Consider the following 12,662-nt stretch of genomic DNA (forward strand, 5'->3'; position numbering starts at 1 on the left):
ACTACACTTGCGCTTGTGCTGGCGCTAGAACGCATATTTAATGAGGAACCCTTTGTAACATTTACATATTTCGTTGTAGTTTTCACAACATTGGTTGAACCACTGTCAGCAGTAGATGTTGAAGGTTTTGTTTTTGATAGATATTGTGTGGAAACATATCCTTCTTTTCCATAAACGTTTACTTTTGTCCAGCCATTAGAATCTCCGTATGATGTTACCGCCACTCCCCTGGCAAGCTTCACGATTACAGACCCGCTGTTTGAAGCCTTGTTTCTCATGTTTAAGCTTGAACCTTGGTCAACATTGACATACATCGTAGTTGTTTTTGCTTCAGCAGCTGTGTTTGGTTTGGAAGAAGAGCTTTCCGAAGAATTATCCTTTACTGCTGTTACCTTGTCAGCTAAATACTTAGAAGCTACATATCCTTCCTTTCCGTTCACTTTTATTTTTGACCAGCCATTAGATGTTGAGGAAACTTCCACACTAGTGTTCACTTTTATTTTTGTAACAACAGACGAAGAAGTATTCGGTGCGCTTCGCACATTCAGAGTAGAATTTTGATCAATAGACACATATTTTATGTAGTTACTAGTTTTTTCAGAAAGATAGGCAGTGCTTACATAGCCAGTCTTCCCATCAACAGATATTTTTGCCCATCCATTGCTTTCAGACAGAACAGTTACTTCTTTTCCTTTTTTTAACGTTGTTACTACAGCCGCGCTAGATGACGCGCTTTTTCTCACATTAAGGGAAGAGTTGCTTTCTACATTGACATACTTTACAACAGCCTCATTTGACGCTGCTTGTGCTTCTTGAATAAGGACAGGTGCTGATAATGCCGTAAAAAACACACCTGGCACAATTACTTTTTTCATCCTAAAACCTCCTTATTACTAGAATCACATCCAACAATATGATTCTATTGACCTACAAAACTTCATTATGTAATTTGTTCTCATATATTTACTGTATATTACCTATATTATTCTTTATGCGATTATACGTATATAATACTATAGTCACGTTTTATCACAATGAAGAAATGCTTTTTATACTATGTATTATCGGATGGTTTTTTCAGTTATTAAGATATTTTTCCGTGTTTTTCCACTGCCAACAGACAAAAAATCCCTAAAAATCAAGCTGACCCCTCAAAAAGACATAAAAAAAACAGGGTAGAAATACTTACCCTGTTACATGCCTGTTTAAACAACATTATTAAAATTACTGCCCATCACTTCGTTCATATTATGTACAGTAATGAATGCTCTCTTATCAATTTTATAGATAAATTTTTTTAATTTTATATAATCCTGTCTTTCTAATACAATCGTAATAACTTCTTTATCGTCATTAGAAAATGCCCCTTTGGCAGAGTGCAGTGTTGCGCTTTGATGAAGGTTTTCAATAATATACTGCTTAATGAATTCACATTTCTCGCTAATGATAACTACCTCTTTTGTCATTTGCAGCTGGTTGCGGAAGTAATCCACTACAATTCCTCTCAAGAAAACTCCAAAGCAGGCGTACAATCCTTTTTCCACACCGAAAACAAACAGTGCAGCCACAGAAATAAGACAATCTGCCATAAGTACGGCCTTGCCTATTTCAATCGAAAAATATTTATTGAGTATCATGGCAACTAAGTCCATCCCACCAGTAGAAGCATTTTGCTTTAATACAAGCACTAACCCAAAGCCCGCGATTAAAGTACCGACAACAAGCTGGATGAAAAGATCATGACTTAACGGTGCACTTACAGGATCTAGTTCTCCTAATCCCCAAACAAAAAACGTTAGCAAAAAACTAGCATAGATTGTTTTAAGGCCAAATTGAAACCCTAAAAACGCAAACCCTAACAGGAAGAATATTATATTGAGCAAACCCATCAGCCCGCCAAGAGGCATATTAGGGAACACCGCTTGAAGGACAATGCTCAAACCTCCGAGTCCTCCAGAAGCAAACTGGTTTGGCGCCATAAAATAATGAATATTAACGGCCATAAGCAATACCCCTATATGGAGCCAAATATAGCTTGCTGTCTTCTCAAACGAAATTACCTTCACTTTTCCCAATCCACTGAAAGATCCCATGCGATCGGCTTCTCCATCCATTCTTTTGCTTCTTTAACATTATCTGCTTTTCCTAATACCCACATCAGCTTGGCGATAATAGCTTCTGTGTTCATATCCGCCGATAAGATAACATTATATTGCGCAACCTTTCTTCCTACCTCATATAAATACAAGTCTTGACCTTCCTCTAGGCACTGGGTGGAGATGACGACAGCCACTCCTGACTCTACCATTTCCTGAAGCTTAGGAAGCAGGTTTCTTCCCTCAAAAGGCAGGCCTCCATTGCCGAAGCTCTCAATAACAATGCCTTTATAGTTGTCTTTTAAATAGTCGAATATTTCCGGCTTCGTACCTGGATGAAGCTTCAACAGAAACACATCTGGACACAGGCTAGTATCCTTCTTAAAAGAACCTTCTGCTTTGCCAGGCTTCCAGTAATAATGAATATGATTGTCTTGAATGGATGCAACATACGGATGATTTATACTCTCAAAAGCATCATAGCTTTTCGTTCTCATCTTCACTGCACGCGTGCCAATGATAACCCTGCCATCAAAGACAACAAATACCCCGCCGATGTTTTCTGTTGCAAAACGGATACTGTCTGCCACATTTTTCTTTGCATCAGTCTGTTTAAAGCTGATCGGAACTTGAGATCCTGTAATAACAACTGGCTTGTCTAATCCTTGAAGCATGTATGATAATGCTGCAGAAGTATAGCCCATCGTATCTGTTCCATGTGTTATCACAAAACCATCATATAAGTTATAATTGTTGCTGATTGCCTCCGCAATCACTTTCCAATGCTCTGGCTGCATATTCGTACTGTCTCTGTTCATCAGTATTTCACATGTGACATCAACAGTCTGAGAATCTCCTTCAAAATGCTCTAATAACTGCTCCGCAGACATGCCAGGAACTAACCCTTCATTTCCTTCTACAGAAGCAATTGTACCACCTGTTGCAAGCAGCAATATTTTTTTCATGAGTGTTCCTCCTACTTCCTCCATCATTTCTTTATATGCGTTACGCGTATTTATTTATTTGTATTATAGTCCCATTCCTATTAATAAAGCAATATATGTATTCAATTCGCGTATTTTTTCTTTTAAAACGAGGATTGACATGCTATACTCCAAATATAGAGTAAAAGGAGGAATTAAAGTTGCTGCAAATATTAAGTGAACTTAGGAAAAACAAAAACTGGTCTCAAGCTGAAACAGCTGAACTTTTAGGAATTGCTAAAAGCACTTATGCCGGCTATGAATCTGGCTACCGCGAGCCATCATTAAGAGCACTCATTCAAATAGCAGACTTGTTTGATGTTTCTGTTGATGTAATTCTTTCCCGCAAGAATAAGACAACAAAAGTAGAAATCGGGTCTATTCCGAAAATGGACAACCTTGTGCTGACAGTAGATGGAAAGCCGCTTACAAAAGAAGAAATTGCAAATATCGTTGCATTTACAACAGTCAGAAGACAGCTGGATAAGGAAGAAATTGCTCAATAAAAAAACCTGATTTAATAAAATCAAGTTTTTTAAATCCCTAATTCAAATGTTTTACTTTTAATTCGATCGATTGTCTTTCCTTTGCGTCCTTCGTCTCATCAGGATACCCAGCTGCAATTACACCGATCACATCATAGTCTTCTGTCACACCTAAAATATTTCTACCGTTCTCAGAAGCGCCTACAGAACTCCAAAAAGTTCCGATTCCTTTCTCCCATGCCAGCAATAGAAAGTTTTGGATAAAACAAGACACCGCAGCTGTATTTTCTTCCCTTTCTAAAGCAGTCTTTCCTTTGTGAGATAAAACAGCAAATAAAATTGGCGCATCTCCGAAATTGATTTTATGATTAAACTTAGCCCTTGTTTCTTCCCCGATAAATACGATTTCCCACGGTTCTGTTAATTTATGGTTTGGAGCAAATGCTGATACTTGCAGCAGCTCTTTAATTGTTTCCAAATCAATAGCTTCTGTTTTAAACTTCTTAAAGGTTCTTCTTTCCTTAATAATTGTAGCCAAACTCATCTCTCATATCCCCTTTGCTTTTTAGTCTCTTTTATTATACATGAATGCAAGTTTTTTCTGTTATTTTAACTACTTTATCCTGTCGACAAATTTCCCAGGAAATCTGTTAAATAAGGTTTTGCTTGTTTCACTGCCTTTCTATCAGGGAATTAGGATGGTAATTAACTAGTAATAGAAGGGAGTAGCATTATGGATAAAAAAGTAGCAGTAATCACAGGCTCCGGAATGGGGATTGGCAAAGCGATTGCAGAACGCCTTGGCAAAGATGGTTTCAAGGTTATAGTCAGTGACATTAATGAAGAAAGTGCAAACAGAACCAGCATCGAACTGATAGAGAAAGGCATCGATTCGATTGCAATTCAAGCAAATGTCAGCAAAAAACAAGAGCTAGAAGCATTAGTAGAACAAACGGTGCAAGAATACGGACAGCTAGATGTGTTTGTAAACAATGCAGGTATAGATCAAGTTGATTCTATTCTTAATATTTCGGAAGAGGATTTACAAAGAATTTTTGAAGTCAACGTGTTCGGAACCTTGTACGGTATCCAAGCAGCCGCAGTGCAAATGAAAAAACAAGGAACTGGCGGAAAAATCATTAATGCCTGCAGCATCGCAGGGCACAGAGCTTATTCCTTACTAGGTGCTTATTCTGCCACTAAATTTGCAGTCAAAGCGTGGACACAAGCTGCTGCTGAGGAACTCGCTTCTGCCAAAATAACAGTTAACGCATATTGCCCAGGCATTGTCGGCACCAGCATGTGGGACAGAATTGACGAGGGCATGGTTGAGTATATGAATCTCGAAAAAGGGCAAGCCTTTGAACAATTCTCTAAATCTATAGCATTAGGCCGCACACAGGAACCAGAAGATGTAGCCAATTTTGTATCCTTTCTCGCTTCTAAAGATTCAGACTATATGACAGGACAATCAGTATTAATCGACGGCGGTATTCTTTACGGCTAATAAAAAGGGGGCTCATGTTTATGAGCCCCCTTCTCTCTGTTACTTTTTAAACCGGAAAGGCACAGTAGTTACGATAACATTTCGTCTGTAAAGAAGATGGGCTTTAAGAAGCAAGCTGGATTGATTATGCAGGATATTATGCCAGCTTTTTTTCGTTATGAACTGTGGAATAATAACCGTGACACTATGGTTATTTTCTGCTCCTTTTTCTTCAATTACATCTATGAATCTCCTTAATGGTCTCACTAAACTGCGATATTGGGAATGGATTGTCACAAGGCGGATATCCGGTCTATATGCTTTCCATTTCTCCTCCATCCGTTTTTCGCTTTCTCTGTCAAAGGCAACATATACAGCGATAATCGTCTGTCCAATCGTTTCTGCATATGCTAAAGAATTATCGACAACCTTCGTTATCCCAGCAACAGGCAAAATAACAATATTACCTTCTGGCTTTTCTGCTTTATGATGTTCATCCATACGGAGCTGGCTGGCAACATCCTCATAATGCCCTTTAATCTTATGAAAGATAAAGACGATTATCGGTAGGAATATCAGCACAGACCATACTTGAGAAAACTTTGTCGTGAATAAAATAAGCAGCACAGTTAGTGTTATTAATGCCCCAGCCAAGTTTATGCTCATTTTCCACTTCCAGTTTTTCGGTTTTTCTGTGCACCATTTTTTAATCATTCCGCTTTGGGATAGTGTAAATGGAATAAATACACCTACTGCATACAGCGGAATAAGCATTTCTGTATTCCCTTTAAAAAGAATAATTAATAGAATAGATGCCGCTCCTAATGTAACAATTCCATTCGAATAGCCCAATCTGTCACCACGAATTGTAAAAATTCTTGGCATATACTTATCAACAGCAAGGTTGACTGCAAGCAACGGAAACGCAGCAAAGCCAGTATTAGCAGCTAATATTAAAATAAGCGCTGTCGTTACTTGAATGAAATAATAAAATCCATTCCGGCCAAACACCTCTGAAGCGATTTGTGATACAACCGTTTCTTCTGCTTTTGGCGAAATCCCATACCAATAGGCAAGTAAGGTAATACCGGAAAAGAGCACTCCCAGTATAACTCCCATCAGCGTTAATGTTCGGACTGCATTTTTTGCTGAAGGCTCTTTAAAGTTCGGTACAGCATTGGAAATAGCCTCGACCCCTGTTAACGCTGAGCATCCAGATGAGAATGCCTTCAATAATAGAAAAATACTCAATCCAGGAACAGCTGTACCAATTGGTGTATGCACCGCGTTGCCAACATCACCTGTGACCATTTTCCATAAACCTGTAAGAATCAGCACCACTAACGCGATAACAAACAGATACACTGGATAAGCCAGAATAGATGCTGATTCTGTGACTCCTCTTAAGTTCAAAATAGTAATTAATATAACAAACAAGCTGGCTATAAGCACATTATGTTCATGTAAGCTAGGAAATGCTGATGTAATTGCATCTGTACCTGCTGATACACTTACAGCAACAGTCAGGATATAATCAACGAGCAAGGAGCCTCCTGCAATCAAGCCGGCATTTTCCCCTAGATTTGTTTTTGAAACAATATAAGCACCGCCTCCGCGAGGATATGCGTAGATGATTTGACGATATGATAATATCAGTGCTACAAGCAGCACAAGTACCCCAATGGCAATCGGTATAGAATACCAGTATGCGAGAATACCAATACCTGCTAATACGAGCAGTATTTGTTCTGTTCCGTATGCAACCGATGAAAGTGCATCAGAAGAAAGAATCGCCAATGCTTTAAGCTTATTTAATTTTTGCTCCCCCAATGCACTTGTTTTTAGTGGCTTCCCAATTAAAATTCGTTTCAAAATTGAACCGCTCATGTTACCCTCCAGCTTTCTCGTAAAATGTCTTTCCAAGTAGGCGATATCCCAATTTTTGCACACAAAAAAACCACGAGGATACCCCGTGGTCGATCGTGTCAAATCGAACATCAGATTATTCCTCTCTCTAAACGCTTGCGGAGTTAGCTGTCGGGTTGGGACATCTGAGAGTTGCCCCTCCTGCAATAGGATTCACCCCAAGCGCCATTATCACGGCACATAAAAATTGGGTCCCCCGCTCCAAAAATGGATTAAGCGATTTACGAAATATTATTTACTTGAAGATATTACTCCCAAAAAGATAAAAAGTAAATGAAGGAAAAAGAGCAAAAAAGAACAAAAAAACGCTAAAAGACGCAGGCAATGCAAATTACTCGTCCTCATCTAACCAATTCTCTGTTTTTTGCTGTTTTTCTCGTTAATTCATCGTTTTATAAAATAAAAAATAAAAAAGGAAGGATTGTCGTTAAGACAACTCTTCCTTTAAAAAAAATATTAGTATGCTAAGCTGAACAAGCCTTTAATATGTGAAAGATAACGGATGTTAGAAGCTTCTTTCATCAATGATGCAGGCATGCCTTTAAGCGGTGTAGAGCTTCCGCCAACAATAGCAACTCCGTCTTTGCGGCCTAGGCTTGCAAGTGTACCAGAGTTGATTGGGCTGAATCCTTCTAGTGTTTTACCTTCAAGGTAAGCAAAAAGGTTGTACCCGATTAATTCACCCATTTGCCATGCGATTTGTGCAGTTGGAGGTGCTGGACGGCCATCTCCATCAGCTGGGAAGTATACAGCACTGTCTCCTGCAACAAATACTTCAGGATGTGAAGTTGATTGCAAGAAGTCATTAACTGTAGCACGTCCGCGGTTTACTTCTAGACCAGAAACACCAACTAGAGGGTTACCCTGAACCCCACCAGTCCATACAAATGTGTTAGCAACGATTTTTTGACCATCTTTCAAGTCAATAACATTGCCTGCTACATTTGTTACTGCAAGTCCAGTCAAGAACTTAACGCCGCGAGCTTCCAAGCTTTTAGTAGCTCTGTCGATTAAATCATCTGGAAGAACAGGAAGAATCTTTGGTCCTGCTTCAACAAGAGATAGGTTGATTTCTTTATAGTCAACGCCGTATTTCTTTGTCATTGCAGGCAGGATGTCAGCTAGTTCACCAACTAGTTCAACACCAGTCAATCCGCCGCCGCCGATAAGAATAGTAGCATCTTCTGGTTTTTTCGTTTTAGCATATTCGCTGATGCGTTCTTCCACATGCTTGAAAATTTTGTTTGCATCTTCAGCTGATTTTAAAACCATGCTGTTTTCTTCCAATCCAGGAATACCGAAGTAAGCTGTTACGCTTCCTAATGCAACAACAAGTGCATCGTAGCTTAGCTTAGATCCGCCTGCAAGGATTACTTCTTTATTATCTACGTTGAAAGATTCAACTGTTGCAATCTTAATATCAACATCAAGACCTTTAAGAAGCTTATCAAGAGGCATTGCTACAGCCTTTTCATGAACGTTTCCTGCTGCAAGGCGATGCAATTCCGTAATGATTTGGTGTGTTGGATATTTATTGATTACCGTTACATTCGCTTGTGATTTAGTGTAATATTTGCGGACATTTTGAGCTGCCAATAGACCGCCGTAGCCTGCACCTAAAATAACTATATTTTTTGCCATGGTATATCCTCCGTCCTTCGTTCTATTCAATTGTTGAACTTATTTTTGTTGGTCGCGTTCGTTCAAGATTTGAAGATAGCTTTGTGTAAAACGCAGCATTTTTTGAGCTTGAGGATCTTTTAGTAATTTAAGCAATCCGAATACACCGATTGTTTCATTGCTTTGCTCAGCACGATCCTTCGCTTCAATTACAGCTGAAGCCATACCTTTTGCTGAATGAACGACTGGTTCAAGCATTTCAGTTGTTGCATTGACCATATCACTCATGAAGACCTCATCTTTTGATAGGCCTTGAACAAGATCATATGAGCTTGTCAATGTATTAACGACTTCTGTTAATTTTGGCAGCTGTTCGATTAAAGTAGTCAATGACTCTTGTACCTCAGGCTTTAAAAGCTGATCCAATAAGTCTTGGCTATTAGTAGATGTAGCTGTCAGTTCAGCACTTGTTTGTGTAGTTGTTTCTGACATAACTGATTCTCCTTTGCTATTGGCATTTTCCTAATGTTTTTTTGAATATCAAACTATTGTGCATTTTTGCACAAAAGTTCGTAGACTAATAATTTGGATACATTGATAATAAGGTATGTAGTTATACAAAACTAGTAATTCTAAAGTTTCTACAACAACCCTTCATTAACTCCTTTAATATAATACCACTTTTTTATTAAAAATAAATGTGAGAACCGCAAAATTTTAAAGATTTTTTTGTTTTGTGTGAGATATGTCACAGCGACTCCATCCAATCCTTGCTCTTACCTACCAGGAAAAAACCTTGATGTCATGCGTTGTTATTATAGATACGTTAGTTATGCTTCAGTGAGAACTTTTTACAAATATTTGTCGATTTAATCATAGTCTTCACGTATCAACCTGCCGCTATGCATTCTATTTTTAATGTGTGGAGATAATTTCTTTTGATCCATCTAATACAAAAAACAGGCCAATTTCGGCCTGTTTTTCTTTTATATTTCAATATCCACGACGATGCTGTCGACTCTGCCGACTTCGCGAATATATGTTGCTACTGCTTGATGTTCGGGATTTGGTCCATATAATGCAAGGGCCTCCCTGTCTTCAAAACGAACCTTCAGGACTACCTGATAATCTTTACTGCTTTGGGCGAAGTTCAGTCCTGCCTGCAGGTCTACAACTCCCATGATTTTGTTTCTTAAGGCGCGGAACCTTTTAATCACTTCCTGCAGCTGTTCTTCTGTTGTTGTTTCACTAAATTTGACAAGGACAATATGATCTATCATGCTTGAACCTCTTTCTGGCATACTTTTTTCGTTCTCATTTTAGCGGAATTTTAAACAAGCAGCAAATTTTTTAGCAAAGTTATGTAAATGGACTTATTTTTCCTGAGTCCTTTGTAGTAATTAGACAAGGTCTGCCGCTTAATTTTACACATATTTTTCCATCAATGATGAAAATCAGCGCTCCGCAAATATTTCTATGAAAACGATACATACTAAGTTAAGACATATAACCATTTTTATTATTATTTAAGAAGGAGTTATTATGAGCAGCCAAGAAAAAGACAATCAGAAGGATTCAAATAAGCAAGGTAATTTAAAATGGTATGAATTATCACTTGTTGGTGTCGGCTGTACGATTGGCACTGGCTACTTTGTAGGTTCCAGCCTGGGAATCATTGAAACAGGTCCAGCGATTGTATTATCTTTCATGATTGCGGCAATTGGAACTTATATTGTTTTTAATTTATTGGCAAAAATGACAGCAGAAGATCCCCAGGAAGGGTCCTTTTGTTATTACGCTAACAAGGCTTTTGGTTCTTGGGCCGGCTTTAGCTGCGGTTGGAATTATTGGGGTTCCAATATTCTTATTATGGGCAGCCAGCTTACCGCCCTGTCTCTTCTTTCACAATTTTGGTTTCCCAACATACCTCTTTGGGTATTTGCTTGTATTTTTGCTGTATTATCGATATTTGTCGTTTTCTTGGGCACAGACGGCTTTGATAAGGTTGAGAATTATTTAGCTGTTATAAAAACAGCAGCGATTGTTATGTTTATCATCTTAGGTGCTGCAGCTTTATTTGGCTGGATTCATGGCGGAGATCATGCTATGCAGACCCCTAAAAGCCTTGATGCTTTTTTCCCAAAAGGATATAAAGGATTTTGGACATCTCTTATCTATGCCTTTTATGCATATGGAGGGATAGAAGTTATTGGAATGATGGCGATGCAGCTTAAGGACAAGAAGGATGCACCAAAAGCTGGTACTAATATGCTCATCATTTTGCTGATTATCTATGTTCTGTCTTTAGCTTTAGCAGTATTGCTTGTACCACTTGATAAATTTAATGAGAAGGAAAGTCCTTTTGTAACAGCACTCGCAGGTTATCCGCTCAGCTTTTTCCCTCATGTTTTTAATGGGGCGATCATTATTGCTGGGTTTTCAACGATGACTGCATCGCTATTCGGTGTAACTAAATTACTTGTTACAATGGCTAAAGGTGGCGATGCACCTAAAATTTTCGAAAAGAAGCTAAAGAAATTTCATAAGCTGCCCCTTCCCTCATTAACTTTAGGAGCAATAGGATTATTTGCATCCGTTCTAGCTGCTTTACTATTGCCAGGGAAGATATTTGAGTATATTACAACTGCAGCCGGGATACTGTTACTGTACAATTGGGCATTTATTTTGTTCTCCTCCTTTAAAGTTTTGAAGCCTAAAGGATGGGATAAGACAAAGGCAATAATCGGACTGCTTCTTATTCTTGCTGCTGTCAGCGGGACAGTGTTAGAAAAAGGTATTCGAACTGGCTTCTTTATAAGTCTTGCTTGTGTTTTACTGATTGGGATTGCAACCTTTATCGTACATTTAAAACATAAAAAGTCCTCACCTGAAACCACCTAAATGAAGAGGAAAGCGTTCTAAGCTTTCCTCTTTTAGCGATTTTGCCGTTTTTTATTAGAGATGCCAGCTTGGATTTGTTTCATTTCTGCTTCATTAATAATTCCTAATGTTTTGCAAATATAAGAATATGCAGCAATCTTCTTTTCAACTCGTCCGCTTCGATTCATTTAAATCACTCCTTTAATACCATTTATATGCATTATGTTAAAAAAGTTTCCTTTACGCAAAAAAACTAACCATACGCACAGGTTGGCTAGTTTCCAATTATTCACTTTACTTTTTTGTTATACTATTTATAAGGCTTGGCAGCCACTCTTGCAAATTCGAGAATAGATACCCCATCCCTTTAGCTTTATCATTGCTCATTGCCCAAAATGAGTCAATTCCATAAGGAGATGCATTATTGTCCTGCTTCTCATTAGCTAAAACCGCTTGTTTTCCAGTGCTTTTTTCAATTATTGCTATTAGTTCAGACAAGTGAATGATGCCGTCAGCACATGCATTGACTGGCCCTTCTATCCCCTTTACTCCAGCCCAGGCAATAAAGTTTCCTGCTTCCTTTTCATCAATAAATCCCATTGCTGCCTGAATGTTAGGGAAATAGATTTCTTCCCCAGCTGCCACTTTTTCTGTATGAAATTCAAGTCTTTTAGTATAATCGTTGATTCCAAGTACGATGGGAATTCTTACTGCTGCCGTCTTAAAAGGGGCTTTTTGGAAAAACACAGCTTCTGCCTGTCTTTTTCCTTCTTGATATGTCACCTCTTTGGCGGATTTTATAACGATTGGATATTCATATGGATTAAAATCTTCTTCTTTTAAAAGCTGCTTGTAAGAGTCATACACAGATAATGTGGATGTTAGTATGTAATGTTCCGTTTTTCCGCTGAAAACCTCTATTGCATTAAGTGCATCTTCTGAGGAGTAACAAATCTGGTCATAAACAGCATCCCATTTTGTATCTTTAAATGATTCCTTAAAGTTCGTTAAATCAGAGCGGTCAAAGAAAATTCGTTCCACTTCGTCTCCAAAGGGATCTGCCGCCATCCCTCTAGTTGCTACTGTTACATGAACACCCATGTCTAATAATGACTTTACAAGATGCACACCAAAAAACCTTGTTCCACCGATCACAAGCGCTTTTTCCACTAATATCCCCCCCACT

Annotated in this window: 13 protein-coding genes and 1 riboswitch; of the genes, 3 read left to right on the top strand and 10 right to left on the bottom strand. The window is 38.5% G+C overall.

Going from position 1 to position 12,662, the window contains the following annotated elements; all coding sequences use genetic code 11:
• From LXM54_RS22875 to LXM54_RS22885, 3 genes are all read right to left on the bottom strand, one after another.
• Positions 1-875: SH3 domain-containing protein (locus LXM54_RS22875; RefSeq protein WP_233317733.1), on the bottom strand; the 875-nt coding region annotated here is incomplete at its 3' end.
• Positions 876-1,205: 330 nt separating this feature from the next.
• The gene (locus LXM54_RS22880) at positions 1,206-2,093 is read right to left on the bottom strand and encodes a YitT family protein (RefSeq protein WP_233317735.1); all 888 of its coding nucleotides are present in this window, start codon (positions 2,091-2,093) and stop codon (positions 1,206-1,208) included.
• Positions 2,063-3,061, bottom strand: a complete 999-nt coding sequence (locus LXM54_RS22885) for an asparaginase (protein WP_233317737.1) — start codon at positions 3,059-3,061, stop codon at positions 2,063-2,065. Before LXM54_RS22885 ends, LXM54_RS22880 begins: the two co-directional genes overlap by 31 nt.
• A gap of 179 nt (positions 3,062-3,240) precedes the next feature.
• Between LXM54_RS22885 and LXM54_RS22890 the strand changes: the two genes are divergently transcribed.
• Positions 3,241-3,585, top strand: coding sequence for a helix-turn-helix domain-containing protein (locus tag LXM54_RS22890; RefSeq protein ID WP_233317739.1), 345 nt, complete (start codon positions 3,241-3,243; stop codon positions 3,583-3,585).
• Between the two features lie 37 nt (positions 3,586-3,622).
• On the opposite strand, the gene LXM54_RS22895 is transcribed toward LXM54_RS22890, so the two are convergent.
• Entirely contained in the window at positions 3,623-4,108 is a 486-nt protein-coding gene (locus LXM54_RS22895; RefSeq protein WP_233317741.1) for a nitroreductase family protein, read from the bottom strand.
• A 189-nt stretch (positions 4,109-4,297) separates the two neighbouring features.
• Here LXM54_RS22895 and LXM54_RS22900 point away from each other — a divergent pair, with 189 nt between their 5' ends.
• On the top strand, positions 4,298-5,071 hold the full coding sequence (locus LXM54_RS22900; RefSeq protein ID WP_233317743.1) for an acetoin reductase: 774 nt from the start codon (positions 4,298-4,300) through the stop codon (positions 5,069-5,071).
• A gap of 39 nt (positions 5,072-5,110) precedes the next feature.
• On the opposite strand, the gene LXM54_RS22905 is transcribed toward LXM54_RS22900, so the two are convergent.
• The 4 genes from LXM54_RS22905 to LXM54_RS22920 all read right to left on the bottom strand — a co-directional run bounded on the left by LXM54_RS22905 (position 5,111) and on the right by LXM54_RS22920 (position 9,876).
• Positions 5,111-6,937, bottom strand: a complete 1,827-nt coding sequence (locus LXM54_RS22905; RefSeq protein WP_233317746.1) for an APC family permease — start codon at positions 6,935-6,937, stop codon at positions 5,111-5,113.
• Positions 6,938-7,053: 116 nt separating this feature from the next.
• Positions 7,054-7,205, bottom strand: a riboswitch (cyclic di-AMP (ydaO/yuaA leader).
• A 227-nt stretch (positions 7,206-7,432) separates the two neighbouring features.
• Positions 7,433-8,617, bottom strand: a complete 1,185-nt coding sequence (locus LXM54_RS22910; protein WP_233317748.1) for an NAD(P)/FAD-dependent oxidoreductase — start codon at positions 8,615-8,617, stop codon at positions 7,433-7,435.
• A 39-nt stretch (positions 8,618-8,656) separates the two neighbouring features.
• Entirely contained in the window at positions 8,657-9,088 is a 432-nt protein-coding gene (locus tag LXM54_RS22915) for a DUF1641 domain-containing protein (RefSeq protein ID WP_127735207.1), read from the bottom strand.
• A gap of 494 nt (positions 9,089-9,582) precedes the next feature.
• Positions 9,583-9,876, bottom strand: coding sequence for a Dabb family protein (locus LXM54_RS22920; protein ID WP_233317750.1), 294 nt, complete (start codon positions 9,874-9,876; stop codon positions 9,583-9,585).
• 262 nt (positions 9,877-10,138) lie between these two features.
• On the opposite strand from LXM54_RS22920, the gene LXM54_RS22925 reads away from it, so the two are divergent.
• Complete coding sequence (locus LXM54_RS22925) at positions 10,139-11,497, top strand: amino acid permease (protein WP_233317752.1); 1,359 nt, start codon at positions 10,139-10,141, stop codon at positions 11,495-11,497.
• A 32-nt stretch (positions 11,498-11,529) separates the two neighbouring features.
• Here the strand turns inward: LXM54_RS22925 and LXM54_RS28095 are convergent, their stop codons facing one another.
• Entirely contained in the window at positions 11,530-11,664 is a 135-nt protein-coding gene (locus tag LXM54_RS28095) for a hypothetical protein (protein ID WP_267913467.1), read from the bottom strand.
• 106 nt (positions 11,665-11,770) lie between these two features.
• Complete coding sequence (locus tag LXM54_RS22930) at positions 11,771-12,661, bottom strand: NAD-dependent epimerase/dehydratase family protein (protein WP_233317754.1); 891 nt, start codon at positions 12,659-12,661, stop codon at positions 11,771-11,773.
• Position 12,662 lies beyond the last annotated feature (1 nt).

It is taken from the genome of Bacillus sp. Au-Bac7 (genome assembly GCF_021341655.1).
Lineage (GTDB): Bacteria > Bacillota > Bacilli > Bacillales > Cytobacillaceae > Niallia.